The organism is Brevundimonas sp. FV1ye29L (assembly GCF_058681095.1).
This window is the reverse complement of record NZ_CM178730.1, coordinates 2797324-2823395: the sequence shown is the minus strand read 5'-3', so window position 1 is coordinate 2823395 and position 26072 is coordinate 2797324. Positions and strand designations below refer to the sequence as shown.

Sequence of the window (26072 nt, the reverse complement as noted above, 5' to 3'; positions counted from 1 at the left end):
AGGACGGATGAAGTTCCTGTCGCTCCTCGGCGTCATCGCCCTGATGTGGCTGGTCGGGCTGTTTGTGTTCGCGGATCGCGTGCGCGGACTGACCCCGGCCGACGAACCCGCGCGCGCCGACGCCATCGTCGCCCTGACCGGTCCGGCCGCCGAGCGGGTCAATTCCGCTGTGCGTCTGCTGGAACAGGGCAAGGGCGACCGCCTGTTGATTTCGGGCGTCAATCGCGAGGTCAAGCGGCGCGAGCTCCAGGCCCTGACGCCGGGCTCCTCGGGCCTGTTCACCTGCTGCGTCGATCTCGGCTTCGAGGCCGAGAACACCATTGGCAACGCCCAGGAGATCGCCGCCTGGGCCGAAGAGCGCGGCTATGACAGCCTGATCGTGGTGACTTCCGACTATCACATGCCCCGCGCCCTGATGGAGATCCGCAGCGTGGCGCCGGGGGTGACCCTGATCCCCTATGCCATCGATACGCCGTCGCTCGACAATTCGCGCTGGTGGCGGGCGGCGGTCACGGCGCGGCGGATGACCCTGGAATATATGAAATATCTCGCGGTTCTCGGGCGGGAGGGCCTGCACCGGGTCACCGGCCGCCACCCGGAGCGCGAGGCCGCGCCGGTGGTCACCAACGAGGCGGGTGCGCTGGGGGCGCCGTCATGATCGAGATTCGCTCCCTGCTGTTCACCCTGTGGCTCTATCTGTCGATGCCCCTCTATGCAGTCGGCCTGTCGCCGGCCCTGCTGATGCCGCACGGGGTGGCGATGAAGGTCATCCGGGCCTGGGCGCGGTTCGTGCTGTTCGGCCTGCGCTGGATCGCGGGCGTCCGGGTCGAGTTCCGGGGGCTGGAGCACCGGCCGGTCGGCCCCGCCCTGATCGCCTGCAAACATCAGGGGATGCTGGACATCATCATCCCGTTCGTGGCGCTGAAAGACCCCTGCATCATCATGAAGAAGGAGCTGACCATCCTGCCCTTCTTCGGCTGGTTCGCGATCAAGACGAAGATGATCTCGGTGGACCGCTCGGCCCATTCGAAGGCCCTGAAGGACATGGTCAAACAGTCGCGGGCCCGCGCCGCCGACGGCCGCCAGATCTGGATCTTCCCCGAGGGCACCCGGGCCGAACCCGGCGCGCCGCCGGACTACAAGCCCGGGGTCATGGCCCTGTATCGCGATCTGGACTGCCCCTGCTGGCCCGTGGCCACCAATGCGGGTCAGGTCTGGCCCGCCCACGGCTTCCGCCGCTATCACGGGGTCGCCGTCTATGAGTTCCTGCCCCCCATCGAGGCCGGGCTGAAACGGGCCGAGTTCATGCCCGAGCTGGAACGGCGGATCGAGGCGGCGTCCGACGCCCTGCTGACGGTCAACATCACGCCGCGCCTCCCCTGATCCGCGTTGAAGCCGCCGGGGTCGACCCGTCCTGAACCTGCTCAGCGCGCCGCGAATTCGCTCAGGGCGTCGATGACGGCGCGGTTCTGGTCGTCCGTGCCGACGGTGATGCGCAACCCCTGCGGCAGGCCATAGCCGCCGACCGGACGCACGATGATTCCCCGGGTGTTCAGCCAGTCGCTGGCGGCCGTCGCCTCTTCAGGGCCCTTGAACAGGACCAGCACGAAGTTGCCGGCCGAGGGCAGGACCTCGAAGCCGAAGCCGCGGATGGCCTGGGTCAGGCGCGGCCGCCAGGCCTGGACCAGATCGCGCGAGGCCTTCTGGTGCGCCTCGTCGCCCAGGGCCGCCGTGGCGGCGTCCAGCCCGGGGACCGAAACATTGAACGGCAGGCGGATACGGTCGACCGCCTCGGCCACCGCCAGCGGGGCGTAGCCGAAGCCGATGCGCAGCCCGCCCAGGCCGTGGATCTTGGAGAAGGTGCGGGTGACGACGATGTTGGCGGCGTCCCGGGCCAGGGGGAAGGCCGTCTCCCAGTCCGCCTCGACCACGAACTCGGCATAGGCCTCGTCGATCACCAGCACGATATGGGCGGGCAGGGCCGCGTGCAGGCGGCGGATCTCCTCAGCCGCGTTATAGCTGCCGGTCGGGTTGGACGGGTTGGAGACATAGACGATCCTCGTCTGCTCATCGACCTGGGCCAGAAGGGCGTCGACCTCGGCCTTGTAGCCGGGCTCGGGCGCCAGCTTGACCGAGGCCTCGCAGGCCATGGCCGAGATCCGGTAGGCGAGGAAGCCGTACTGGCCGCAGACGATATTGTCGCCGGCGGTCAGATAGGTCTGGTTCAGCAGGGCGAAGACCTCGTCCGACCCGTTGCCGAAGATCAGCCGCTCCGGCTCCAGCCCGTGGTGGTCGGCGACGGCGGCGCGCAGTTTGGTGGCCCGGCCGTCGGGATAGATGTGGATGTTCTTCAGCGCCGCCTCATAGGCCGCGCGGGCCTTCTCCCCGGCGCCGAGGGCGTTCTCGTTGGACGACAGCTTCATCGGCTCGGCCACGCCGGCGATGGAGGACTTGCCGCCGACATAGGGGGCGATGTCGAGGATGCCGGGCTTGGGGGCGGGGCCGGACTGCGGGGTCGCGTTGGTCATGATGTCCTCGGGGTTCAGAATACGGGCGCGGCGCCGATGACGCCCTTCAGCGATCCGGGCGCCTGATCCAGCCGCCCATCGTCGGCCTGCACATAGCCCGCCAGCAGGAACAGCTTCAAGCCGCCCGTCACGGCGAGCCGGTGGCCGGCCAGGCCGACCGTCGCCAGCGCCTCGCCGATCCGGTCGTCGGCCAGGGTGGAATCCGTGACCCAGAAGCTGCGGTCGTCGCCCGTCGGGCCTGTGGTCTCGGTCGAGATCATCAGGGCGCGGGGCAGGCCGTTTCGGTCGTCCGGCAGGGCGCCGATCACCCTCAACTCCGGCCGGGCCAGAAGCCGTCCCCACCAGGGCCGGCTGGAGGCGATGTCGACGACGGCGCGCACGCCGCGACCGGCCTCGGCCAGGGCTGCTTCAGACGTCTCGACTGACCTCAGGACGCCGAACCGGTTGGCCGCCAGCACCCCCGCCTCGGGCCCGCAGGCGACCAGTGCGGGGCCGTTCAGCGCGCCCATCCGGCCATGCAGCGCCTTCAGGATGGACCGTTGCCGGTAGTCGGCCGCCAGACCGAGCAGGTCACGCAGCATCAGGGCGTCGGCGTCGGGCGAGGGCAGGTCGGGCGTCGCCAGCCGCTGGGCGAGGGCGGCGTTCAGGGCCTGGACCAGGGTCTGGTCCAGCGCCTGTCTCGCCTCGTCCAGGGTCGGCTCAGTCAGCATGAGAAAGGTTTGGCAGCATGAGACAGGTCTGGCGGCATCAGAACAGTTTGGGCGCGGGGGCGAGGGGGAAGGGGCCGAGCCAGCTGCGCCCGTCCCGGAAGGCCAGACCCAGCCGCACATCCTCGGACGCCGGGGGCGCGCCGGCCGGGACCGGCCCGCCGCCCGCCATCCCCGCCAGCGCCGCCTGACCCATGGGCGAGTTCAGCAGGGTTCCGGTCGCCCCGCCCGAGCGCAACAGGCCGATCAGGGCCGGCAGGGGTTTGACGGCGTCCAGGGCCAGGTCGCCCTCCAGTCGTCCGTCCGCGTCGGCCAGCAGAAGCTCGCTGGCGAGGCGGGCGCGGCTTTCGCCCGCAGTGATCTCGCCGCGCACCCGGCTGAACCGGCCGCCGTCGCGGCTCCATGCGGCGAAGATTCCGGCGGCGTCGGCGCCCCGGATCCGGTCGGCGCGTTCGATGACGGTCTCGATCTGGGCCGTCAGCTTGCCATTCTGGGCGAAGGCCTCGACCGGCCCGCCCGGCCGCCCCTCGCCGTCGACCAGGCGGAACAGGACGTCGACGCTGGTCTCCACGCCGGGCGACCCGGCGGGCGCCAGATGCGGCCGCATATAGAGCTGCACCAGGCCGGCCTTCGACAGGGGGAAGGGCTCCGCGCCGGGGGCGGCCGCAAAGGTCGGGCGGATCATCTCCACGGCGACATTGGGCCAGCGCTGGGTCAGGCCATGGAGGCTCATCCGCATCTCACCGGCGACGACGACATCTCCCTTGGCCGCGCGGGTCAGGGTCAGGCCGTCGGGGGCCACAACCACCCATTTGGACGGGTCCCAGGCATTGGCCTGTGCGACCAGATCGGGGGCTGACAGCGCATGGCCGGACGGGGCGGCGACCCGGGTCTGGCCGGTTGAGACCCGGACACGGAACGGCCAGCCGCCGACATCGGTGCGGGCGTGCTGGATGGTCCATCCGGCCCGATTGAGGGTGTCGACCTGCGCCTCGAACCGATCCCGCACCTGCCCTGCCAGCCAGAACCACCAACCGGTCCAGACGGTCAGGGCGATCAGCAGCAGGATGAAGGGGGCATAGAGGCCCGCGCGGCTCTTGCGGCGGACGGGTTCGGAAGGAGCGTCGGTCATGGGCGCGCTTTAGCAGGGGGCGGAAGTGATGTCGCGGGCGACCATTCCGGCCGTCACGGCGCCGGTTCAAGAAACCCCCGCGTCGTCTCGATCGCCTCGACCAGACCCATGCGCAGCACCTCTGTGCCGGGGGGCAGGCCGCCGAACAGGCGGGTCGGGGCGGCGGCGTCGAGCATGACGAAGACGCCCCTGTCGTCGGCGCGGCGGATCAGGCGGCCAAACGCCTGCGCCATGCGGGCGCGGGCGAGGGCGTCGTCATAGGCGCGGCCTGAGGCGGACTCTCCGCCGAACTTCAGCCGCCGCGCCTTGTGCAGCAGGTCGGGGCGGGGCCAGGGCACGCGGTCGAAAACCAGCAGGCGCAGGGAACGACCCGGCACATCGACCCCGTCGCGCACGGCATCGGTGCCCAGCAGACAGCTGTCCTGTTCGGCGCGGAAGACGTCGACCAGGGCGCCGACCTCCAGCGGATCGACATGCTGGGCGTAGAGGGGGACGCCCGCCCGAGCCAGTTCCGGCCCGAGCCGCTCATAGACCCCCTTCAGCCGGCGGATGGCGGTGAACAGGCCCAGAGCCCCGCCGCCGGCCGCCAGGAACAGCTCGCGCATGGCCGCCGCCGTCTGGCGCAGGTCGTCCTTGGTCAGGTCGTTGACGACGATGACGCGGGTGTTGGACGCATAGTCGAACGGGCTTTCGACCTTCAGGGTGCGGGCCGGGTCGATCAGCCGGGCGGCGCCGGTGCGCATCCGGGCCAGGTCGAACGGATCGCGCGCCTCGCCTGAGCCTGAGCCTGAGCCTGAACCAGAGCCTGGGCCCGAGCCCATGTCCGAGAGGGTGGCCGAGGTCACCAGAACCCCGTGCGCCGGCAGGATCACGGCGGCCTCCAGCGGCACGGTCGGGTCGATCCAGTGGCGGCGCAGGGCCACGTCATGCACCCGGCCGAAGGCGGTCTCGACCGACAGCCAGTCGACGAAGTCCGGATCGGGTTCGTCGGACCCCTCCTGCAGGGCCGCCAGCATGGAGCGCCAGCCGGGCAGGGTCATGCGGGCGCGACGGTCCAGACCGCGCAGGGCGCCCTCGATGCGGGCGCGGGCGGACGGGTCCAGCTCGGACGCCTCCTCGTCGAGGATATCCTCCAGATGCCGCGACAGGGCCAGCAGCGGCGCCTCGAGAGCGGCCAGGGCCCGGGCGGCGCCCCGCGCGGCCTCCAGCAGGGGCTCGGTGGCGGGCCGGACCGAACATTCGGCGCCGAATTCGGCCCCGCTTCCGGCGGCATCCGAGGTGCGGGCGCGGACCTGTTCCAGGGCGGCCATCAGGAAGCGTTCGATCGGCCCGACCGGATTGACCTCGCCCGACGGCGGGGCGATCCGTCCCGAGACGCCCTCGCCGGGCAGGTCGGCGGCGGCGCGCAGGGCGTCGGTCAGGGCCTGTCGCGCCGCCTCATTGTCCGCGCACAGGTCGCCCAGCCGCTGTTCCAGCCCGCGCCCGCGCCGGCCGCGCCCTTCCGGGCCCCGGATCCAGCGACGCAGCTCCGCCGCCTCCTGACCCGACAGACAGGCGGAAAAGGCGCTGTCGGCGGCGTCGAACAGATGGTGGCCCTCGTCGAAGACGATGCGTTTCAGCGCCGCCGTCTCGCCGTCCTGTTTCAGCCCGCGCGCCGACCGGGCCCCGTCGAAGGCCGCCTGGGTCATGACCAGGGCGTGGTTGGCGACGACGAGATCGGCGCGACGGCTGGCGCGGATGGTCTTCTCGACGAAACAGGTGCGGTAGTGGGGACAGGCGGCGTGGACGCATTCGCCGCGCCGGTCGACCAGATTGCCGGCCGAGGCCTGTTGCCCCGCCCCGACCGCGAACAGGCCCGACAGCCAGCCCGGCCAGTCGCCGCCGGTCATGTCGCCGTCGCGACTGTGCATCGCCCAGCGGCTGGCCAGGGCCAGGCCGATCAGGTCGCCGGCGCCCAGCTGGGCCGCCTGGACCATCTCCTGAAGGTTCAGCAGGCAGAGGTAGTTTTCGCGTCCCTTGCGGACCACGACCTTGCGTTTGCGCTCGGCCGGGTCGGGCCAGAGGGCGTGGGCCTCGCGGTCGATCTGGCGTTGCAGGGCGCGGGTGTAGGTCGAGATCCAGGCCGCCCCCTGATTGCGCTCGGCCCAGACGGACGCGGGGGCCAGATAACCCAGGGTCTTGCCCGTGCCGGTGCCCGCCTCGGCCAGAAGCATGCGGGGCCGCCCCTCGTCATTGCGTGGCGAAAACGCGTAGGCGGCCTCGGCGGCATAGTCCGACTGGGTCGGCCGGGCCTCGTCCAGCCCGGAGGCCTGGAGCAGCTTCTCCAGCCGGATGCGGGCGGACTCACTGTCGACTGGGGCCGATCCGGCCTCGCCGCGCGGCGGTTCGTCCTCCCATTCCGGCAGGCGGGACCAGACGTCGAGGCCCGAGCCGCGATACTGACGGACCCGCAGGGGCGAGGCTTGCAGGGCTGCGGCCACCCTGTCCGCCCAGCTCCAACCGGCCTTCGACAGGGTCTCGTTCAGGGTGAAGGCGTCCTCCCGCCCCGGGAAGGTAGGATCGGCCAGTTCGCCCAGCAGCATGGCCGCCGCCTGACGCAGGGCGGTCGCCTGGGCCTCCGCCCCCTTCGGCTCGCTCAGGCCCAGGGCGAGGGCCAGACCGCTGGGGGAGGGGGCGCAGAAGCTGGCGGGCCGGACGAAGGCGAACAGTTCCAGCACATCCATCAGGTCCGACGACCGGGGCGGGGGCGTCAGACCCAGCCGGCGCGCGGTCAGGCTGGCGTGGGCGACCATGACGGGGCCGCCGGTGAACAGCCCCTCGGCGGCGCCGCGCCCGATCTTGCGCGCACCCGCGTCATCGCACACCGCCCCTGCGCCGGGGGGGACGGCGAGGGCGGGGGGCAGGTCGGGCCGGGGCTCGGCGCCGGTCAGGGTTCGGCCGGCTACAGGCGGGTTGGCGATGACGGATTCGTCGGACACCCCGGAGAGATAGCGGTTGACGGGGCGAAACGGAACGGGAACATCTGGTCCGCGGTACGATATTGCGCTACAAGGTCAATGAGGAGCCCTCTGGTGAACAGACCCATTGATCAACAAGACTGGCTTCGCGCCATCGCCGATAAGGTCGAGACCGACGGGCCGCAAACGGTGTCCGTCGAGGGCCACGTTGCGCTGACCATCCTCACGGAGGCGCAGTACCGTCAGCTGGCCCAGCGCAAGCCCAGTTTCCTTGAGGCGTTGCGCGGTCTGGGCGACATCTCCGACCTCGATCTGACACGCAACCCGCAGCCTGCGCGAGATATCGGGTTTTGAGCCTTCTGCTCGACACCACGGCTGTCAGCGAAATTACCAAGCCAAAACCGAACCCGGGCTTCTTGGCCTGGTTCGCCAATGCGGCCGCACCTGAAGACCGCCAACAGAGGGTGTTCACCAGCGTCCTTGTGATCGGTGAGATCGACAAGGGAATCCTGAAGCTCGATCAGGATGCCCGTCGAGACAGGCTGTCCCGGCAGCGCGACTTCATCATGATGCAGTACGACGCCCGGATCCTGCCGGTCAATCTGGACACGGCTCGACGATGGGCCGAGGTCGCAGAGAGGCATAGACGCGCCCTGCGGACTGTCGGCGGCATCGACGAGTTGATCGCCGCGACCGCGCTGGTTCACGATCTGACCGTCGTCACCCGGAACGTCCGGCATTTCGAATACAGCGGCTGTAAGGTGCTTTCGCCATGGAGCGAATGATGCGCGGGGCGAAGCGCATGGCGCCGCTGACTGCGCTCGGACTTCTGATCGCCATAGCTGCTTTCGTCTGGAGGCTGGGCGCCAGCGAGTTCGTCGCCAGGGACGCCTGCCTTGATGCTGGCGGTCGGTCGGGTGAAGGCGGACAATGCCAGTTCGTGCAACCGGCCGAGTGACCGTTCTCCCCCCCCTCTTCGCCGACTGGTTCGCCCGTCGCGGCTGGGCCGCGCGACGGCACCAGATGGAGATGGTGGCGGCGGCGAATGCCGGCGTGCATGCCCTGCTGGTTGCGCCGACGGGCGGGGGCAAGACTTTGGCGGGGTTTCTGCCCAGTCTGATGGATCTGGCCGAGCGCGGGCCGAGGCCGGAGAGCGGGCCCGGCAGCGGGGTGCACACCCTCTACATCTCGCCGCTCAAGGCCCTGACCACCGACGTCGAACGCAATCTGATGACGCCCATCCGGGAGATCGGGCTGAACATCCATGTCGAGAGCCGCACGGGCGACACCAAGGTGTCCAAGAAGGCGCGGCAGAAGCAGTTTCCGCCCGCCATCCTGCTGACCACGCCCGAGCAACTGGCCCTGTTCTGCGCCTGGGACGGGGCGCGGGCCTGGTTTGCGGACCTGAAATGCGTGGTGCTGGACGAGGTCCACGCCATCTGGTCGGGCAAGCGGGGGGACCTGCTGAATCTCGGTCTCGGGCGACTGCAGAGTCTTTCGCCCGGGCTGCGGCGGGTGGCCCTGTCGGCCACCGTCGATGACCCGGCCATGATAGCGGAGTGGCTGAGGCCGGGCGGGGGACGCGAGGTGACGATCGTCCGCGGCGACCCCGGCGCCCCGCCGGTCGTCGATGTGCTGGTGTCCGAAGGCCATGTGCCCTGGGCCGGGCATACGGGTCAGCACGCCATCCCTGAGGTCTATGAGGCCATCAAGGGCGCGGGCATGACCCTGATCTTCGTCAACACCCGCTGGCAGTCGGAGTTCGTGTTCCAGCGGCTGTGGGAGATCAATGACGAGAACCTGCCCATCGCCCTGCATCACGGCTCTCTGGCGGCGGAACAGAGGCGCAAGGTCGAGGCGGCGATGGCGCGGGGCGACCTGAGGGCCGTGGTCTGCACCTCGACCCTGGATCTCGGCATCGACTGGGGAGACGTCGATCTGGTCATCCAGCTGGCGGCGCCCAAGGGGGCCTCGCGGCTGGTGCAACGCATCGGCCGGGCCAATCACCGGCTGGACGAGCCCAGTCGCGCCCTGATGGTGCCGGCCAGCCGGTTCGAGATGCTGGAGTGTCAGGCGGCGCGCGAAGCCGTGGCCGAAAACGCCTTCGACTGGGAGCCGCATCATACGGGGACGCTGGACACCCTGGCCCAGCATGTGATGGGCGTGGCCTGTTCCGAGCCGTTCCGGATGGAGGACCTGTATGCAGAGGTCACCGGCTGCAGCCCCTATCGCGACCTGACGTGGGAAGGATTCGAGGAGGTGGTCGATTTCGTCGCCACCGGCGGCTACGCCCTGCGCGCCTATGACCGGTTCGCGCGTATCGTGAAGGACCGGGAGGGCCGCTGGAAGGTCCGCGACGCCCGGATCGCCCAGCAGCACCGGATGAATGTCGGCGCCATCGTCGCGGCCGGGACGCTGAATGTGCGCAGCGCCCGACGACGCGGCGGGGCCTCGGGCGGCTGGGTGGGGGGCCGCAAGATCGGCGAGGCCGAGGAATGGTATTTCGAACAGCTGACGCCCGGCGACACCTTCGTGTTCGCCGGTCAGGTCTGGGCCTTCCGCGACATCGACGGCACCGACGCCCTTGTGACACCGGCGCACGACGTCGATCCGCGCATCCCCTCCTGGGGCGGGTCGAAGTTTCCGATGTCGACCTCTCTGGCCGACCGGGTGCGCAACCTGATCCAGGACCGCGATCACTGGCGCGTCCTGCCCGCCGATGTGCAGGAATGGCTGGAGCTTCAGGACAGTCGGTCCGCTATCCCGGACGCGGAATCGATGCTGGTCGAGACCTTTCCGCGCGGCAATCGCCACTTCATGATCGCCTATCCGTTCGAAGGCGGGCTGGCGCACGGCACCCTGGCCATGCTGCTGACCCGGCGGCTGGACCGGCTGGGCATCGGGCCGCTGGGCTTTGTCTGCACCGACTATTCGGTGGCCATCTGGTCGATCAGATCGATGGAGGGGCTGGACTGGGACGCCCTGTTCCAGCCCGACATGCTGGGTGACGATCTGGAAGCCTGGCTGGAGGAGAGCTTCATGATGAAGCGCACTTTCCGCAACTGCGCCCTGATTTCGGGCCTGATCGACCGGCGGCGGCCGGGGGCGGAGAAGACCAGTCGTCAGGTCGTCTTCTCCACCGACCTGATCTACGACGTGCTGCGCCGGCATCAGCCGGATCACCTGTTGCTGAAGACGGCGCGGTCCGATGCGGCGGCGGGGCTGCTGGACGTGGCGCGGCTGGGACAGCTGCTGGGCCGGATCGCCGGACGGATCCGGCCCGTGGCCCTGACCCGGCCGTCGCCCTTCGCCGTGCCGGTGATGGTCCAGATCGGGCGGGAAAGGGCGCCGGGCGACGCCGCCGAGATGATCCTGGACGCCTCGGCCGAGGCCCTGATCGCCGAAGTACTGGACGAGGATGAGCCCGAGGCGGCATGACGGCGCGTGCACGATCGAACGACATTGAAGGCTGGCGCGTGACCCTGTCGCCGCGACGCAACCCCTGCGGCGGTCTGGCCGTGCGCATGGCGGGCGAGGCCTGTGTGCTGCGCTGTTCGGGGGCGATGCTGGTCCCCGCCCACGACCTGCTGATCGTCGCCGACCTGCATCTGGAGAAGGGTTCGGCCTTCGCCGTGCGCGGCCAGATGCTGCCGCCCTATGACACGGCGGCGACCCTGATGCGGCTGGAGGACGAGATCGCCGAACTGAACCCGGCGCGGGTCGTGCTGCTGGGCGACAGTTTCCATGACCGCGCCGCCGTGCCGCGCCTTTCGGCCGACGACCGCGACCGGCTTGAGCGGATGGCCTTCGGCCGCGACTGGATCTGGCTGGAGGGCAACCACGACAAGGCCGCGCTGGAGTCGGATGCGCTTCACCTGCCCGGCCGGGTGAACGGAGAGATGGCGGTCGGCGCCCTGCGTCTCGTCCACGAGCCGGAGGCGGGCGACCAGACTGGAGAGGTGGCCGGCCACCTGCACCCCGCCGCCCGGGTCGCCGCCTATGGCCGGGGGGTGCGGCGACCCTGTTTCGTCACCGACGGACGCCGCATCATCCTGCCGGCCTTCGGCGCCTTCACCGGCGGGCTGAACGTGCGCGACCCCGCCATCGCCGGCCTGTTCGCCTCACCGCCCCTGGCGGCGGCGTTGGGCCGGGACAAGGTGCATCCACTGGCATGGGAGACGCTGCGATGATGTTTCGGAAGGGTCTGGCGCTCGCGGCCGTGTGGATGTCTATGACGGCGACCGCTGCGCCGGCGCAGACCGGCAAAACGCCGCCGGGCGACCTGTGTCAGCCGTCCTCACCCGCCCTGTCGCGCATGCTGGAGATTTCGGATCGGGTGATCCTGGCCAAGGTCAGCCGCGTCACGCGGGACGCGACGCCGGCGCCGCCTGCGGGCGAGCCCCGGCTGGAGCGCGGCGTCTTCGAGCTGATGCCATTCAAGGCGCTGAAGGGCGATCTGCCGGATCGACCGCTGGTCCAGCGATTTGACGCCACCCTCTATCCCGACCTGTTCGGCGGAACGCCCTGCCGCTACTCGCCGCAGCCGGTCGAGGGCGACGTCTGGCTGATCGTCGCCAGCCGGGACGGCGAGGACTGCGGCGGGTGCGACGGCCGGCTGGATGCAATCCACAAGCTGTATTACCTCCTGCCCGCCGACCGGGTCGATCGCTGATGGCGGCGGTGTCCGTGCCTTCGCCCATTGACCCCGACGCCGAACGCGCGCCCACGGGGGGATGGCGACCGAAACCGTTTATATCGTGCAGGCCTATGTCGCGGGACGCGGCGCGGGGCTGAAGGCCGAGCCGCAGGTCGGCTGCAAGGACGCGGCCGAGGCCCGGCGCAAGGCCGAACGGCTGGCGCCCCTGAGGCTGGGCGTCGTGGCCTTCGCCGTCTCGGCCGACACCGAACTGGGCGACTATGATGAGGCCCCGACGATCCTGTTCAAGGCCGGCCGCCTGCCGCCGCCGTTCGACGAGGACTGAGCTGGTCCTTCTCCAGCCCGGGGGGGGGGGGAGACATGCTTGCGCCTGATCGAGCCGATATTACTTGACGTTGACGTAAACGTCGGGTTTGTGGCGGACACGCTCGAATCCGTCCAGTCCCTCAAGCAGCGAGGCTCCCGATTCCTTTTTGGGGGAGCCGAGCGCAGGGACCCCAACAGGAAACGCACCCATGGCTGACGCCTATATTTTCGACGCCGTTCGCACCCCGCGCGGCAAGGGCAAGAAGGACGGATCCCTGCACGAGATCACCGGCCTGAGCCTGGCCGCCCAGGTGCTGGAGGCCCTGCGGGACCGCAACGACCTGGACACGTCCCGGGTCGACGACGTCATCCTCGGCTGCGTCACCCCGGTCGGGGAACTGGGCGCCGACATCGCCCGCACCGCCGTTCTGGCCGCCGGCTGGTCGCAATATACGGCGGGCGTCCAGGTCAACCGCTTCTGCGCCTCGGGTCTGGAAGCCGTGAACATGGCCACCGCCAAGGTGAAGTCCGGCGAGGCCGACTTCGCCGTCGGCGGCGGCGTCGAGGCCATGAGCCGCGTGCCGATGGGCAGCGACGGCGGCGCCTGGCCGACCGATCCCTCCATCGCCTTCCCGGCCTATTTCGTGCCCCAGGGCGTGTCGGCCGATATGATCGCGTCAAAATACGGCTTCAGCCGCGACGACGTGGACGCCTATTCGGTCGAGAGCCACAAACGCGCCGCCCGCGCCTGGGCCGAAGGCCGCTTCAAGGGCACGGTCGTGCCGGTCAAGGACCAGCTGGGCCTGAACATCCTCGACCATGACGAGACCGTTCGTCCGAACTCGGACATGCAGTCGCTGGGCGGGCTGAACCCGTCCTTCGCCATGATGGGCGAGATGGCCTTCGATTCCGTGATCGGCCAGCGCTATCCCGAGGTCGAGAAGATCAACCACGTCCACACCCCCGGCAACTCGTCCGGCATCGTCGACGGCGCCGCGGGCGTGCTGATCGGCTCGCTGGAAGCCGGCAAGGCCCTGGGCCTGAAGCCGCGCGCCAGGATTCTTGGCGGCGCCTCGATCGGCTCTGAGCCGTCGATCATGCTGACCGGCCCGGAATATGTGACCCGCAAACTGCTGGGCAGGCTGGGCATGACGCCCGGCGACATCGACCTGTACGAGCTGAACGAGGCCTTCGCGGCAGTGGTCCTGCGCTACATGCAGGCGCTGGACATCGACCATTCGAAGATGAACGTGAACGGCGGCGGCATCTCGATGGGCCACCCCCTGGGCGCCACCGGCGCCATGATCACCGGCATCGCCCTGGACGAGCTGGAGCGGTCCAACAAGTCGACCGCCCTCATCACCCTGTGCATCGGCGGCGGCATGGGCACCGCCACTGTCATCGAACGCGTCTGAGGATCATGACCATGGAAAACTTCAAGATCGACATCGACGCCGACGGCATCGCCCTGGTCACCTTCGACGTGCCGGGCCGTTCGATGAACACCCTGACCTCCAGCGTCATGGCCGAGATGCCGCAGCTGGTGGAGGCCATCAAGGCCGATGACGCCATCAAGGGCGTCGTCATCACCTCGGGCAAGGCGAGCGGCTTCTGCGCCGGCGCGGACCTCGGCGACATGGCCGGCGGCATGCTGGCCGGCGGTTCGCTGCAGGAGGCGTTCGACGCCGGCTGGAAGATGAACGGCGCCCTGCGCGCCCTGGAGACCTGCGGCAAGCCGGTGGCGGCCGCGATCAACGGCCTGGCCCTCGGCGGCGGTCTGGAACTGACCCTGGCCTGTCACTATCGCGTGGTCGGCGACAGCCCGAAGATCCAGCTGGGCCTGCCCGAGATCAAGGTCGGCCTGTTCCCCGGCGGCGGCGGCACCCAGCGGCTGACGCGCCTGATCGGCGTCCAGGCGGCCATGATGGCCATGAGCGAGGGCAAGTCCTTCCGCCCCAATGATGCGAAGGGCGCCGGGATCGTCCATGAGGTCGTGCCGGTCGGCGGCGAGGTCGAGGCTGCGAAGGCCTGGATCAGGAATGGCGGCAAGGCCGTCCAGCCGTGGGACGACAAGAGCTTCAAACTGCCCGGCGGCGGCCCCTTCCATCCGGCGGGGATGCAGAATTTCGTCGTCGGCAATGCGATGCTGCGCAAACAGTCCTATGGCAACTACCCGGCCGTGGTGAACCTGATGAGCGCCGTGTTCGAGGGCGTTCAGGTGCCGATGGACGCGGCCCTGCGGATCGAGACCCGCTATTTCATCAAGACCCTGATGACGCCCCAGGCCCAGGCCATGATCCGTTCGCTGTTCCTGTCCAAGCAGGAACTGGACAAGGGCGCCGTGCGGCCGGCCGGCGTGCCGAAGTCCGATCCGAAGAAGGTCACCGTCATCGGCGCCGGCATGATGGGCGCGGGCATCGCCTATGTTCAGGCCCTGGCCGGGATCGAGACCATCCTGATCGACCGCGACCAGGACGCCGCCGACAAGGGCAAGGCCCATGTCGAGGAACTGCTGAAGAAGCGGCTGTCGCGCGGCCAGATCGATCAGGCGAAGTTCGACGCCCTGCTGGCCTCGGTCACCGCCACCACCGACTATGACCTGATCAAGGGTTCGGATCTGGTGATCGAGGCGGTGTTCGAGAACCGCGAGATCAAGGCGGATGTGACGAAGCGCGCCGAGGCCCAGCTGGCCGAAGGCGCCGTGTTCGGCTCCAACACCTCGACCCTGCCGATCAGCGGCCTGGCCGAGGCCAGCGTCCGTCCGGAAGACTTCATCGGCATCCACTTCTTCTCGCCCGTCGACAAGATGATGCTGGTCGAGATCATCATGGGCGAGAAGACCGGTCAGGAGGCCCTGGCCAAGTCGCTGGACTATGTGCTGAAGATCAAGAAGACGCCGATCGTCGTCAACGACTCCAGAGGCTTCTACACCTCGCGCTGCTTCTCCACCTTCCTGATGGAAGGCATGGCGATGCTGGAGGAGGGCTATGGCCCGGCCCTGATCGACAACGTCGGTCGTATGACCGGCATGCCGCGCGGCCCGCTGGAGATGCACGACGACGTCGCCCTGGACCTGTCCTACAAGATCGCCAAACAGACGGCGCTGGACCTCGGCGACAAATACGTGCCCGCCGAGGGCGCCGACATCGTCGCGAAGATGGTCGAGGGCGGACGCTTTGGCCGCAAGAACGGCATGGGCTTCTATGACTATGCCTCCAAGCCCAAGACGATCTGGCCCGGCCTGTCCGAATTGGCGCCGACGACCCGCCGCATCGAGGGGGCCGAAGAGCCGGGCGCCTTCGCCCAGATCGACGAGCTGAAGACCCGCCTGCTGTACCGTCAGGCCGTCGAAGTCGCGCGGTGCTGGGAAGAGGGCGTCATCGACGATCCGCGCGAGGCCGATCTGGGCGCCATTCTGGGCTGGGGCTTCGCGCCCTGGACCGGCGGCCCCATTACCCTGATCGACCAGACCGGCCTGTCGAAATTCGTCGAGACCGCCGACCGTCTGGCCGCGACCTATGGCGACCGCTTCAAGGTCCCGCAACTGCTGCGCGACATGGCGGCGAAGGGCGAGACCTTCTACGGGAACTTCGCCGGACAGCAGAAGGCGGCGGCGTAGGCCTTTCGCGAGAAAACGGACGGAAAAGGCCGGGAGCGATCCCGGCCTTTTTTTTCTTGTCCTCCCCGTCGCGCAGCGATGGGGAGGTGGCGCGACGCGGCTTCGCGTCGTGACGGAGGGGGCGAGGTGATGTTCTATACCGGCCCGCCTGTTCGCTGACGGAGTCGCCCCCTCCGTCTCCTCGCAAGAGGCTCGGAGCCACCTCCCCTTTCGCGAAGAGCGAACGGGGAGGACAGCTTCAGATCATCTCCAGCGGCTGGGCCGTTTCCGGCGCAGGGAAGGCGGCGTCGAGCCGTTCCAGATCCTCGGCGTCGAAACGGATGTCCAGCGCCTCGGCGTTCTTCTCGACATGGTCGACGGACGAGGCCTTGGGGATGGCGATGACGCCGTCGTGCAGCAGGGTGAAGGCCAGGGCGATCTGGGCCGGGTCGGCGTCGTGGCGGTCGGCGATGTCGACGATCAGCGGATGCTGCAGCAGTTCGCCGCGACCCAGGGGCGAATAGGCCATGACGGGCATGTCCCGCGCCCGCATCCACGGCATCAGGTCGTATTCGATGCCGCGCGTGGCGAGGTTGTAGAGCAGCTGGTTGGCGGCGCACTGGTCGCCGCCCTCGACGGCCTCCAGCCTCTGCATGGCGTCGAGGTCGAGGTTGGACACGCCCCAGCGGATGATCATGCCTTCGTCGACCAGATCCTGAAACGCCTCGATCGTCTCCTCGATCGGCACATGGCCTTCCCAGTGCAGCAGGTAGAGGTCCAGCCGGTCGGTCCCCAGCCGTTCCAGCGACCGTTCGCAGGCCAGCATCATCTTCAGGTCCGAGGCGTTCTCGGGCCGGACCTTGGAGACGAGGAAGATCTCGTCCCTCCGCCCCTTGATCACCTCGCCGACCAGCCGCTCCGACCGGCCGTCACCGTACAGTTCGGCCGTGTCGATCAGGGTCAGGCCCAGATCGATGCCGCGCGACAGGGCGGCCTGTTCGGCGTCGCGGCGGGCGGGCTGGTCGCCGATCTCCCACGTGCCTTGGCCGAGTGCGGGAACGGTCGTACCGTCGGGAAGGGAAACGAGGCGGGTCATGATCCGTCTCCAATGCGCGCCAGAGCAAAAGGCGCCAAGGGGGGATGATGCGGACGCGGAAAATCACCACTGACGGCCTGACCCAGCAGGTGCTGGAGGCCGGGCCGGACGACGGCGAACTGGTCCTGCTGATCCACGGCTTTCCCGAACTGGGCATCAGCTGGCGGGCGCAGGTCCAGGCCCTGGGCGAGGCCGGCTATCACGCCGTGGCGCCGGACATGCGCGGATACGGCGGCACGGACCGGCCCGGGGCGCGCGACGACCATTCCATCCTGCATCTGGTCGGCGACATGGTCGACCTCGTCCGCGCCCTGGGCCGGACCCGCTGTTGCGTCGTCGGCCATGACTGGGGCGCGCCGGTGGCCTGGCACTGCGCCCTGACCCGGCCGGACCTGTTTCGCGGGGTGATGGGCCTGTCGGTGCCCTTCCAGCCGCGCAGCCCCAAGGGGCCGCCGACGGCCTTGATGCGCGGCCTGTCCGAACGGCTCGGCCTTGGCGAATTCTACATCAGCCAGTTTCAGACCCCCGACGCACACCTGGCTTTCGAGGCCGATGTCGCCGGGGCGCTGCGGCGCGGCTTCTACGCCTATGACGGTGCGACGCCCGACGACCGCCGCTCGACCGGCTTTCTGGCCCCCGGCCAGACCTTCCTGTCCGCCGTGCCCGACGACGCGACCCTGCCGCCATGGATGGGCGAGGACCATTTCGCCGAATATGTCGCGGCCTTCACCGCCTCGGGCTTTCGCGGCCCGCTGGACTGGTATCGCTGCATCGATCTGAACTGGCGCCTGACCGCCCATCTCCAGAACAAGCGGATCGCCGTGCCGGCGGCTTTTCTGGTCGGGGAGCGCGATCCGGTCCGGGTCTATGCCGGCCAGCATGAGGCGGGACTGAAGGACTGGATCCCCGACCTGCGCAGCCAGACCGTGCTCCCGGGCGCGGGACACTGGCTCCAGCAGGAGCGGCCGGAGGAGGTCAATGCGGCGATCCTGGGCTTCCTCAAGGGGGTGTGACGGGGTTTTCAGACGCGATGGCTTGTCCTCAAAGCGGGAAGACGACGTCCACGATCAGGCCGGCGGGCTCCCAGTTGCGGACGATCCGGCCGCCGATCTGACGCACCACACTGTTCTTGAGGTTTGACCCGAAGCCCTCGCGCGCGGGCGCACTGACCGGGGGGCCCCCCGTTTCGCGCCACCGGAGCGCCACCTGGCCGTCGGACAGGGTCCAGGTCACCGAGACATGGCCTTCGTCCCGGCTGAACGCCCCGTATTTGTTGGCATTGGTCGCCAGCTCGTGGAGCAGCATGCTGATGGGCTGCACCTGCTGGGGCGACAGGGCGATCTCGGGGCCGCCGGCTGTGACCTGGTCTTTCGGACAGAGGGCGTCCAGCTCCTCGCGCACCACATCTTCCAGACTGCCGCCTTCCCAGCGGCGGTTGGCGAGAGAGGTCTGGGCGCGGGCCAGGGCGTTGATGCGACCGGCGAGCGCTGCCTTGTAGGCGGGCAGATCGTCGGCCCGGGTCAGCTGCATGAGCGACTGTACGATGGCCAGCACATTGCGCGCCCGGTGATCGACCTCGCGCATCAGCAGCTCGCGCGTCTCCTTGTTGCGTCGGTCCTCGCTGATGTCCCGGGCCTCGATGACGGTGCCCACGACCCGGGCCGTATCGTCCCGGACCGGGCTGGCCGTGAAGGCGACGGGATAGAAGGCGCCGTTCTTGTGCACGAACACCTCCTCGCCCCGGGTGTTGGCGTTTTCCGGCAGGGCGCGGTCGATGGCGCACTCCGAGATCGGAAAGGGCCTGCCGTCCGGATAGGTATGGTGGATCACATCGTGCAGCGGCCGGCCGGTCGTTTCCGCAAAACTGTAGCCCGTCAGCTGCTCGGCCGCCTTGTTCATAAAGACGCAGTGCTGCCTCTCATCCATGAGAAAGACCGCCATCGTCGTATTTTCCAGCACCACATCCAGCCGTTTCGACACGGCCCGCAGATCGGCCTCGACCCTGTGGCGTTCCGTCGTGTCCTGGATGGCGGCAAAGAAGACCTTGTCGCCCGCCTCCTCGAACAGCTGGAGCCGGACCGTCACATTGTAGTGCGTCCCGTTCTTGCGACAGTGAACTGTCTCGAAATCCAGTCGCTCGATCGCCCCGGACTGGAGTGGGGCGATCAGGGCGAGAAACGCCTCACGGGTGATTTCGGGTTTGATGTCCCAAGGGGTCAGGGCCCGTATTTCGTCGATGGAATAGCCAAGGTTTTCCCGGGCGCCCCGGTTTACAAATCGGAACAGGAAATCCACCGCCGAGAAGACATAGACTTCACTGGACGCCTCCTCGACGATCCGTCCGAGGCGATCTGGCGTCATGCTCAAGCTGGTAAACATGTCGGCGATTTCCGGCTTGAGTCTGTTGTCTCGCTGAATATCCGTAGAGAAACGCCGTCGGACTAGCAATCCTGTCGACTTGGCCGCCCGGCAGGGACAGGTTTGAGCGCCGTGCAACCGCCGGGCTCCTGTCGGCGCCCATGCCCGGCGCCGGGGGCAGGCTCCAGCAGGAACGGTCGGATGCGGCCAATGCGGCGATCCGGGGTCCGGAAGGGACTTCAGGCCCCGCCGCTATTCCGGGGGCGTATCGGTCTGGGCGACCCGGTCGCGCGTCATGAGGTTGGCCACGGCTGTCGCCTGTGCGCCCGGCGACCGGCGCATCGAGGTCGAGCCGTACAGGGCCTTCAGATAGGACCGGTCCCAGTCGCTGAGACCGGGGACGACCTGCGGGTCCTCGAACAGGTTCAGGACGGTGTCGAAGCCGCCGGTGTCGGCCTCGGCGTCGATCTGGGCCAGTCCGACCATGGCCAGATAGTCGCCCAACTGGCCCGCCGACACCGCCCCGATGGCGTCGATGTCGACGATGACGATGGTCTTGTAGAGATGCTCCTCGATCTGGGTGTTCAGTCGGGAAGCGCCGTTGATCGAAATGACGGGGGCGGCAAGGACAATACAATCGTCCGGCGCGCAACCCAAGGCCGCAGCGGTCTGGAAGTCGACTTTTCCGCCAGTTGGATCGCCGGGTACGCGAACCGCGCGCCGGCCTGTGTTGCTGTCGATCGGCACACTGAGCGGCCACCAGCGCACGGGGCGTTCCGCCGTCTGGAATTCGGTCAGGGCCGCCGCGCCGCGGTCCAGGCCGCCGACGCCGATGCGGAACAGGGAGCGATCCTGCGCCACCATTTCGCGGGCCATGCCGGCGCCGTCGTCGGTGAACAGGATGACCAGATTGGCCTTGCAGCCGGGAGCGCCGGTGCGGAGGCCCAGTTCGGCCGCGACGTCGGAAATCCGGTCAAGGATCGGCTGGGCGACGTCGGCGCGCAGATTGACGACGCCGGGACAGACATCCCCATGCCAGCGCGCCAGACTGCGACCGGTCGAAGGCGCGGCGATGCGGCCGACGAAGTCGCGCACCGCCTCGGGCGTGGCCCGGCCGACGACCTCGACATCATCGACCCGGGTGGCGCCCGGGTCAGCGGCCTGAAGGGTTTGATCTGCCGCCGCTGCGTTCCGGGGCAGCGCCAAGGCCAGCAGCAACGCGGCGACACGGGCGACGAACACGATGTCCTCCTTCAGATCACTGGGGTCCTTGAGAGCATGAGAACGGCAAGGATTGCAGCGCCAGCCTGGGGGCAGGCGACCCGACGCAGGATGCTGGATCGCCGGGGATTGTGACCCGATCAGGGTTCGAGGCAAAGCGCATATATGGTCGGATTGGGCAGGCCCAGTGGCCGGACGAGGTCCATACGGCGCTCCCGGGATACCTTGAAGGTCTGTACGGCGTCCCGCTATGGGCGGCGCTACACGCTTGAGCGACGCCCGTCAGATTGCGGAAAGCCAGCTTTCATGTTTCGGTGCGCAAGGTCAAAGGAGAAAGCCATGCGTGCCGTAGCCGTCATGATCGCCGCCCTGATCCTCTCCGCCTGCGCGACCCGGACGCTGCCCTCGGCCCAGACCGCCCGGTTTGCCGCCGATTCCCAGGCCTGCGCCCAACGGGGCGGCGCCCTGGTGCCTTCGTTCGGCTCCGGCGAGTATCGTTGCCAATCCCTGCTGCAGAGGGTCGACTACGGCAGGCCATCCCCGTCCACGACCTACTGATAGCCAGGGTTCGTCCATGGCCATGAAGCCGGATGGGGCCCGCTTTCGGCGCTCCACCTGATTGCCTTTTGCTTATGTTGCGGTGCAACTGATCCTTGGATCGCGCCGGGAACGTCATGACCGCTGAAGCCAGACTGGAGATCGCCGCCGGCTTTGCGTCCGAGCGGGGGCCGCGCGCGGACAATCAGGACTTCGGCGGCGTCCATATCGGGCCGGCGGCGGAACAGAGGGTCAATGGCGTCATCGCCGTGGTCGCCGACGGGGTGTCGGGCGGCAAGGCGGGGCGGGTGGCGTCGGAGCTGGCGGTCCGCAACTTCATCGACGGCTATCTGGACCAGAACCCCATGGCGGGGGTGGCGGCGGCCGGGCTGAATGCGCTCCGCGCCTATAACCGCTGGCTGCACTCGCGGGCCAGGAGCGACCCGACCATGGAGGGGGCGGCGACCACCTTTACCGCCGTGGTCATGCGCGGGCGCGAGGCGACGGTCCTGCACGTCGGCGACAGCCGGGCCTGGCATTTCCGGGACGGCGTCCTGACCCGGTTGACCGAGGACCATGTGCTGGACCGGCCCGGCCTGAAACACGTGCTGTACCGCGCCGTCGGCATCGAACAGGACATCCGGCTGGATGTGCGCACGGTGCAGCTGGAGCCGCACGACCGGCTGTTGCTGACCTCGGACGGGGTGCACGGGGTGGTGGACGAGCCAACCCTGACGCGGCTGCTGAACCGTCGCGGCTCACCGGACGCCGATGCCCGCGCCGTGGTCGAGACGGCCGGCGCCCAGGGCACCAGCGACAACGCCACGGCCGTGCTGGTCGACGTCGTCCGGGTCGGCACGGTCGACTGGGACAGTCTGGGCGACGAGGCCGAGCGGCTGCCGATCCTGCCGGTCCCGTCCGTGGGCGACAATGTCGACGGTTTCGTGCTGGAGCGGCTGTTGTCGGACGGACGCTATACCCGGCTGTTCCTAGCGCGCGACGGCGCGGGCGGGTCGCCGCTGGTGCTGAAATTCCCCAAGCCCGCCATCCTGTCCGAAAAGGGCGCGCGATCGGCCTTCTTGCGCGAAAGCTTCATCGGGCGGCGGGTGGACAGTCCCCTGGTCGGCAAGGTGCTGACGCTGGAGCCGGGCCGCCAGAGCGGTCTCTATATCGCCCAGCCCCTGTATGAGGGCCGCACCCTGCATGCCCGGCTGGCCGATGAGGGACCGTTCGAGATCCAGTCCGGCGTGGCCCTGTCGATCCGGCTGGCCCGGGCGCTGGCGGCCCTGCACCGGCTGGGCGTGGCCCACCGCGACATCAAGCCGGACAATGTCATCCTCGAAAAGGAGGGGGGCATGAAGCTGATCGACCTCGGCGTCGCCCGCCTGCCGCGCGTCGAGGAGTTCGCCGAGACCGAGGCCCCCGGCACGCCCGGCTATATGGCCCCCGAACTGTTCGACGGGGCGCCGGGCGACGCGGCCTCGGACCAGTTCGCCCTGGGCGTGACCCTGTACCGGATCTTCACCAAAACCTATCCCTGGGGCGATGTGGACGCCGACAGCCGGCCGCGCTTCGACCACCGCCCGGTTCCCGCGACCCGGCACCGTCCGGACATGCCGGCCTGGCTGGAGGCGGCCCTGTCGCGCACCATCGCCCTGGACCCCGCCGACCGTTTCGCCGACATCGAGGAGCTGATCCATGTGCTGGAAGGCGGCTCGGCCGTGGCCGTCCGCCGCCACGAGACCCTGTCCCTGATCGAGAAGGACCCGGTCCGCTTCTGGCAGGGGGTGTGCGTCCTGCTGGTGGTGTTGCTGCTGATCAGTCTGGCGACGCGGTAGGCGGCTGGTCCTCCCCGTTCGCCTCCCGGCGAATGGGGAGGTGGATGCGAGCACTGGCGAGCAGACGGAGGGGGAGACCGGGTCGGAGACGGCAGCGAACCCGGCCGCGCCGCCTCGCCCCCTCCGTCACGGCGCGAAGCCGCGCCGCGTCACCTCCCCATGCTGCGCTCGGGGAGGACAGTTCCGTCTAGACCGGGTCCGTCGGTTTCGGCTCAACCGGCGCGGGTTCCGCGCGGGCGGGGCCGGTGTCTTCGGGCAGGGGGATGAACTCCAGGTCGTCCTCGGTCGGCAGGTGCATGCGGCCGGCCTTCCAGTCGGCCTTGGCGCCGTCGATCCGGTCCTGGGTCGAGGCGACGAAATTCCACCAGATCAGCCTCTCGCCGACCGGTTCGCCGCCCAGGGCCATGACGGTGGCGCCGGTCAGGGCCTTCAGCGTCGGCTCGGCCTGGGGCTCCAGCACGATCAACTGACCCTCATGGAACTCGCGACCCGCGACCTCGATCTTTCCCCTGGCGACATAGAGGGCGCGTTCGCTCATGCCGCCCTGGCCCTTGCCCGGAGGCGGCGCCGTGCGGACGCCCTCCTTGAGCTCCCAGTGGACATAGAAGAGCGGCGAGGACGTCTTCACTGTCGATTCCGCCCCATAGGCCTCGCCCGCCACCAGCCGCGCGAAAAGGCCGCCGGACTCATAGGCCGGCAGATCAGCCTCGGCGTGGTGGAAGAAGCCGGGATCGCACTCCTCGGCCTCGTCGGGCAGGGCGATCCAGGCCTGCATGCCGTGCATCGGCCCGCCCTGCGACTTCTTCAGCGGATCGGTGCGTTCGGAATGGACGATGCCCTTGCCCGCCGTCATCCAGTTGACCTCGCCCGGACGGATAGCCTGGGTATAGCCCAGGTTGTCGCGGTGCATGATCTCACCCTCGAACAGATAGGTCAGGGTCGACAGGCCGATGTGGGGGTGCGGCCGCACATTGATGGCGTCCGAGGCCGGCGCGAACTCGGCCGGCCCCATCTGGTCCAGAAAGATAAACGGCCCGACCATGCGCCGGGAATGGAAGGGCAGGATCCGCCCCACCTCAAACCCGCCCAGATCCTTGCGACGGGCGTCGATCACCATTTCGATCATCGGGCAGGTCTCTCGTTCAGGGGCGCCACGTGAGGACTATCGGATATGCGGGGTGATGATGCCAAGGGGCAGGGTGGTCACGTTCTTCACGCCGCGCGTGACGATATGGCTCTCGCAGTCCGAGACGATGCCAAGGGTCAGCAGTTTTTCGCGCAGGAACTGGTCGAAGGCGTGCATGTCGGACGTGACGATGCGCAGCACATAGTCCTCGCGGCCGGTGATCGTGGCGCACTGGACGACCTCGGGCCAGCCGTCGACGGCGGCCTCGAAGATCTTCAGGTTCTCGCTCGACGGCAGGCTGAGCTTGACGATGGCGTAGACCTCGAAATCCAGCCCCAGCAGGGTGGCGTCCAGCAGGGTCACCCGCTTGCGGATGAGGCCGCTATCCTCCAGTCTCTTGATCCGGCGCCAGCAGGGCGAGGCCGAAAGGCCGACGCGATCGGCGACCTCGGCAACCGACAGTCCGGCGTCCTGTTGCAGTATGTCGAGGATGCGGGCGTCGATAGGATCAAGTTCGTCGGCCAATGCGTTTCTCCCATATTCGTTATTGCGCAATAAAATAGCCGAAAACCGAAGAATGCAAGGCGGATTTGCACAAGCCTTGGCTTCGGCGGTCTGCTATCAGGGCGTTACACAAGAAAAGTCGGACGGAACAGCCGAACCGACGGGTCCAATGGTGGAGGCCTAGGTTGACCAGGAACACGCGTGCGCGGAATTCCGTGGCCCTGTCGTTGCGCGTACCCGAGCCGGCAGGCCGGCCGGGCGACGCGCCCGACTTCAGCCACCTGAAGCTTGACGCCGCCGGTGCGGTCGATCGTCCGCCGGTGGATGCCCGCCCGGTGCAGATGCTGGATCTGGCCTTCCGTCTGATCCGGGTTCTGGACGATGAGGGGAATGCGGTCGGGGCGTGGAACCCGCGCCTGGACCCCGACACCCTGCGCCGCGGCCTGAAGGCGATGATCCTGACCCGCGCCTTCGATGACCGGATGCATCGCGCCCACCGCCAGGGCAAGACCAGCTTCTATATGAAGTGCACGGGGGAAGAGGCCATCGCGGTCGCCCAGGGGATGATCCTGAGCCGCGAGGACATGGGTTTCCCGACCTATCGCCAGCAGGGGCTGCTGATCGCGCGCGGCTATCCCCTGGTCGACATGATGAACCAGATCTATTCGAACGCAGCCGACCCCATCAAGGGCCGGCAGCTGCCGATCATGTATTCGGCGAAGGACTACGGGTTCTTCACCATCAGCGGCAATCTGGGAACCCAGGTGCCCCAGGCCGTGGGCTGGGCCATGGCCAGCGCCTACAAGGGCGACGACAAGATCGCCATCGCCTGGACCGGCGACGGCGCCACCGCCGAGGGCGATTTCCACAACGCCCTGACCTTTGCCAGCGTCTATCGCGCCCCGGTGATCCTCAACATCGTCAACAACCAGTGGGCCATCTCGTCCTTCCAGGGCATCGCCGGGGGCAATGAGACGACCTTCGCCTCCAAGGCCATCGGCTACGGCCTGCCGGCCCTGCGCGTCGACGGCAACGACTTCCTCGCCGTCTGGGCCGCGACCCTGTGGGCCGAGGAGCGGGCGCGCACCAACCAGGGCGCGACGGTGATCGAACTGTTCACCTATCGCGGCGCGCCGCACTCGACTTCTGACGACCCCGGCCGGTACCGACCCGCCGACGAACACGACAAATGGCCGCTGGGCGACCCTCTGGAGCGGTTGCGTCGGCACCTGACCGTCATCGGCGAATGGGATGACGACCGGCATCAGGAGGCCCTGAAGGACGCGGTCGAACAGGTCCGGCAGGCCGGCAAGGAAGCCGAGGCCATCGGAACCCTGGGCCAGTCGCGCCCGTCGGTGAAGGAGATGTTCGAGGAGGTCTATGCGACCGGGGACTGGCGCCTGACCGAACAACGTCGCGAGGTGGGAATCTGATGCACACTCGCTTTGATATCCCGTCACCCTCGGGCTTGACCCGAGGGCCGGACGTTCGACCGCTGGTGCAGCAG

At 68.7% G+C, this 26072-nt stretch carries 24 protein-coding genes; 15 read left to right on the top strand and 9 right to left on the bottom strand.

The window, feature by feature from the left end:
* Positions 1–7 precede the first annotated feature (7 nt).
* Positions 8–658: a YdcF family protein gene (locus tag ACW17W_RS13820; RefSeq protein ID WP_492077476.1), complete on the top strand. Its 651-nt coding sequence runs from the start codon at positions 8–10 to the stop codon at positions 656–658.
* The gene (locus tag ACW17W_RS13815; protein ID WP_492077475.1) at positions 655–1383 is read left to right on the top strand and encodes a lysophospholipid acyltransferase family protein; all 729 of its coding nucleotides are present in this window, start codon (positions 655–657) and stop codon (positions 1381–1383) included. Before ACW17W_RS13820 ends, ACW17W_RS13815 begins: the two co-directional genes overlap by 4 nt.
* A 41-nt stretch (positions 1384–1424) precedes the next feature.
* Here ACW17W_RS13815 and hisC read toward each other — a convergent pair whose 3' ends face one another.
* Genes hisC through ACW17W_RS13795 form a run of 4 tightly spaced genes read right to left on the bottom strand, consistent with a single transcriptional unit; the run spans position 1425 to position 7345 of the window.
* Entirely contained in the window at positions 1425–2528 is a 1104-nt protein-coding gene (gene hisC / locus ACW17W_RS13810; RefSeq protein ID WP_492077474.1) for a histidinol-phosphate transaminase, read from the bottom strand.
* A 14-nt stretch (positions 2529–2542) separates the two neighbouring features.
* Positions 2543–3238, bottom strand: coding sequence for a hypothetical protein (locus ACW17W_RS13805; RefSeq protein WP_492077473.1), 696 nt, complete (start codon positions 3236–3238; stop codon positions 2543–2545).
* 37 nt (positions 3239–3275) lie between these two features.
* Positions 3276–4367 (bottom strand): DUF2125 domain-containing protein, encoded by a 1092-nt coding sequence (locus tag ACW17W_RS13800; RefSeq protein ID WP_492077472.1) that lies wholly within the window; start codon positions 4365–4367, stop codon positions 3276–3278.
* 53 nt (positions 4368–4420) lie between these two features.
* Positions 4421–7345 carry an ATP-dependent DNA helicase gene (locus ACW17W_RS13795; RefSeq protein WP_492077471.1) on the bottom strand — a complete coding sequence of 975 codons (2925 nt, stop codon included), beginning with the start codon at positions 7343–7345 and terminating at the stop codon, positions 4421–4423.
* Positions 7346–7438: 93 nt separating this feature from the next.
* Between ACW17W_RS13795 and ACW17W_RS13790 the strand changes: the two genes are divergently transcribed.
* The 9 genes from ACW17W_RS13790 to ACW17W_RS13750 all read left to right on the top strand — a co-directional run bounded on the left by ACW17W_RS13790 (position 7439) and on the right by ACW17W_RS13750 (position 15906).
* The gene (locus ACW17W_RS13790) at positions 7439–7678 is read left to right on the top strand and encodes a hypothetical protein (RefSeq protein ID WP_492077470.1); all 240 of its coding nucleotides are present in this window, start codon (positions 7439–7441) and stop codon (positions 7676–7678) included.
* Positions 7675–8109 carry a type II toxin-antitoxin system VapC family toxin gene (locus tag ACW17W_RS13785; RefSeq protein ID WP_492077469.1) on the top strand — a complete coding sequence of 145 codons (435 nt, stop codon included), beginning with the start codon at positions 7675–7677 and terminating at the stop codon, positions 8107–8109. Before ACW17W_RS13790 ends, ACW17W_RS13785 begins: the two co-directional genes overlap by 4 nt.
* A gap of 17 nt (positions 8110–8126) precedes the next feature.
* On the top strand, positions 8127–8282 hold the full coding sequence (locus ACW17W_RS13780) for a hypothetical protein (RefSeq protein WP_492077468.1): 156 nt from the start codon (positions 8127–8129) through the stop codon (positions 8280–8282).
* Positions 8255–10762: a ligase-associated DNA damage response DEXH box helicase gene (locus tag ACW17W_RS13775; RefSeq protein WP_492077467.1), complete on the top strand. Its 2508-nt coding sequence runs from the start codon at positions 8255–8257 to the stop codon at positions 10760–10762. The genes ACW17W_RS13780 and ACW17W_RS13775 overlap by 28 nt, the downstream gene beginning before the upstream one ends.
* Positions 10759–11514 (top strand): ligase-associated DNA damage response endonuclease PdeM, encoded by a 756-nt coding sequence (gene pdeM, locus ACW17W_RS13770; protein ID WP_492077466.1) that lies wholly within the window; start codon positions 10759–10761, stop codon positions 11512–11514. The genes ACW17W_RS13775 and pdeM overlap by 4 nt, the downstream gene beginning before the upstream one ends.
* Entirely contained in the window at positions 11511–11996 is a 486-nt protein-coding gene (locus tag ACW17W_RS13765; protein WP_492077465.1) for a hypothetical protein, read from the top strand. Before pdeM ends, ACW17W_RS13765 begins: the two co-directional genes overlap by 4 nt.
* Positions 11997–12057: 61 nt before the next feature.
* Positions 12058–12306 carry a hypothetical protein gene (locus ACW17W_RS13760; protein WP_492077464.1) on the top strand — a complete coding sequence of 83 codons (249 nt, stop codon included), beginning with the start codon at positions 12058–12060 and terminating at the stop codon, positions 12304–12306.
* Between the two features lie 190 nt (positions 12307–12496).
* Positions 12497–13702, top strand: a complete 1206-nt coding sequence (locus ACW17W_RS13755; RefSeq protein ID WP_492077463.1) for an acetyl-CoA C-acetyltransferase — start codon at positions 12497–12499, stop codon at positions 13700–13702.
* A gap of 11 nt (positions 13703–13713) precedes the next feature.
* Positions 13714–15906: a 3-hydroxyacyl-CoA dehydrogenase NAD-binding domain-containing protein gene (locus ACW17W_RS13750; RefSeq protein ID WP_492077462.1), complete on the top strand. Its 2193-nt coding sequence runs from the start codon at positions 13714–13716 to the stop codon at positions 15904–15906.
* A gap of 238 nt (positions 15907–16144) precedes the next feature.
* On the opposite strand, the gene ACW17W_RS13745 is transcribed toward ACW17W_RS13750, so the two are convergent.
* A complete protein-coding gene (locus ACW17W_RS13745; RefSeq protein ID WP_492077461.1) occupies positions 16145–16981 on the bottom strand; it encodes an aldo/keto reductase in 837 nt (278 codons plus the stop codon).
* A gap of 47 nt (positions 16982–17028) precedes the next feature.
* Between ACW17W_RS13745 and ACW17W_RS13740 the strand changes: the two genes are divergently transcribed.
* On the top strand, positions 17029–17994 hold the full coding sequence (locus tag ACW17W_RS13740; RefSeq protein WP_492077460.1) for an alpha/beta fold hydrolase: 966 nt from the start codon (positions 17029–17031) through the stop codon (positions 17992–17994).
* A gap of 28 nt (positions 17995–18022) precedes the next feature.
* Here the strand turns inward: ACW17W_RS13740 and ACW17W_RS13735 are convergent, their stop codons facing one another.
* Positions 18023–19360 (bottom strand): PAS domain S-box protein, encoded by a 1338-nt coding sequence (locus ACW17W_RS13735; protein ID WP_492077459.1) that lies wholly within the window; start codon positions 19358–19360, stop codon positions 18023–18025.
* Positions 19361–19591: 231 nt separating this feature from the next.
* A complete protein-coding gene (locus ACW17W_RS13730) occupies positions 19592–20581 on the bottom strand; it encodes a hypothetical protein (protein ID WP_492077458.1) in 990 nt (329 codons plus the stop codon).
* A 318-nt stretch (positions 20582–20899) separates the two neighbouring features.
* Between ACW17W_RS13730 and ACW17W_RS13725 the strand changes: the two genes are divergently transcribed.
* The gene (locus tag ACW17W_RS13725; protein ID WP_492077457.1) at positions 20900–21118 is read left to right on the top strand and encodes a hypothetical protein; all 219 of its coding nucleotides are present in this window, start codon (positions 20900–20902) and stop codon (positions 21116–21118) included.
* Positions 21119–21234: 116 nt separating this feature from the next.
* Entirely contained in the window at positions 21235–22935 is a 1701-nt protein-coding gene (locus tag ACW17W_RS13720; protein WP_492077456.1) for a bifunctional protein-serine/threonine kinase/phosphatase, read from the top strand.
* A gap of 187 nt (positions 22936–23122) precedes the next feature.
* On the opposite strand, the gene ACW17W_RS13715 is transcribed toward ACW17W_RS13720, so the two are convergent.
* A complete protein-coding gene (locus tag ACW17W_RS13715) occupies positions 23123–24061 on the bottom strand; it encodes a pirin family protein (RefSeq protein WP_492077455.1) in 939 nt (312 codons plus the stop codon).
* Between the two features lie 36 nt (positions 24062–24097).
* A complete protein-coding gene (locus ACW17W_RS13710; RefSeq protein ID WP_492077454.1) occupies positions 24098–24586 on the bottom strand; it encodes an Lrp/AsnC family transcriptional regulator in 489 nt (162 codons plus the stop codon).
* Positions 24587–24750: 164 nt separating this feature from the next.
* Here ACW17W_RS13710 and ACW17W_RS13705 point away from each other — a divergent pair, with 164 nt between their 5' ends.
* A complete protein-coding gene (locus ACW17W_RS13705) occupies positions 24751–25998 on the top strand; it encodes a 3-methyl-2-oxobutanoate dehydrogenase (2-methylpropanoyl-transferring) subunit alpha (protein ID WP_492077453.1) in 1248 nt (415 codons plus the stop codon).
* Positions 25999–26072 lie beyond the last annotated feature (74 nt).

Coding starts and splice junctions, on each gene's coding strand:
- ACW17W_RS13715 (WP_492077455.1), bottom strand. CDS start 24,061: ATGATCGAAATGGTGATCGACGCCCGTCGCAAGGATCTGGGCGGGTTT.
- hisC (WP_492077474.1), bottom strand. CDS start 2,528: ATGACCAACGCGACCCCGCAGTCCGGCCCCGCCCCCAAGCCCGGCATC.
- ACW17W_RS13720 (WP_492077456.1), top strand. CDS start 21,235: ATGACCGCTGAAGCCAGACTGGAGATCGCCGCCGGCTTTGCGTCCGAG.
- ACW17W_RS13760 (WP_492077464.1), top strand. CDS start 12,058: ATGGCGACCGAAACCGTTTATATCGTGCAGGCCTATGTCGCGGGACGC.
- ACW17W_RS13800 (WP_492077472.1), bottom strand. CDS start 4,367: ATGACCGACGCTCCTTCCGAACCCGTCCGCCGCAAGAGCCGCGCGGGC.
- ACW17W_RS13775 (WP_492077467.1), top strand. CDS start 8,255: ATGCCAGTTCGTGCAACCGGCCGAGTGACCGTTCTCCCCCCCCTCTTC.
- ACW17W_RS13820 (WP_492077476.1), top strand. CDS start 8: ATGAAGTTCCTGTCGCTCCTCGGCGTCATCGCCCTGATGTGGCTGGTC.
- ACW17W_RS13755 (WP_492077463.1), top strand. CDS start 12,497: ATGGCTGACGCCTATATTTTCGACGCCGTTCGCACCCCGCGCGGCAAG.
- ACW17W_RS13735 (WP_492077459.1), bottom strand. CDS start 19,360: ATGTTTACCAGCTTGAGCATGACGCCAGATCGCCTCGGACGGATCGTC.
- ACW17W_RS13780 (WP_492077468.1), top strand. CDS start 8,127: ATGGCGCCGCTGACTGCGCTCGGACTTCTGATCGCCATAGCTGCTTTC.
- ACW17W_RS13745 (WP_492077461.1), bottom strand. CDS start 16,981: ATGACCCGCCTCGTTTCCCTTCCCGACGGTACGACCGTTCCCGCACTC.
- ACW17W_RS13740 (WP_492077460.1), top strand. CDS start 17,029: ATGCGGACGCGGAAAATCACCACTGACGGCCTGACCCAGCAGGTGCTG.
- ACW17W_RS13765 (WP_492077465.1), top strand. CDS start 11,511: ATGATGTTTCGGAAGGGTCTGGCGCTCGCGGCCGTGTGGATGTCTATG.
- pdeM (WP_492077466.1), top strand. CDS start 10,759: ATGACGGCGCGTGCACGATCGAACGACATTGAAGGCTGGCGCGTGACC.
- ACW17W_RS13805 (WP_492077473.1), bottom strand. CDS start 3,238: ATGCTGACTGAGCCGACCCTGGACGAGGCGAGACAGGCGCTGGACCAG.
- ACW17W_RS13815 (WP_492077475.1), top strand. CDS start 655: ATGATCGAGATTCGCTCCCTGCTGTTCACCCTGTGGCTCTATCTGTCG.
- ACW17W_RS13725 (WP_492077457.1), top strand. CDS start 20,900: ATGCGTGCCGTAGCCGTCATGATCGCCGCCCTGATCCTCTCCGCCTGC.
- ACW17W_RS13750 (WP_492077462.1), top strand. CDS start 13,714: ATGGAAAACTTCAAGATCGACATCGACGCCGACGGCATCGCCCTGGTC.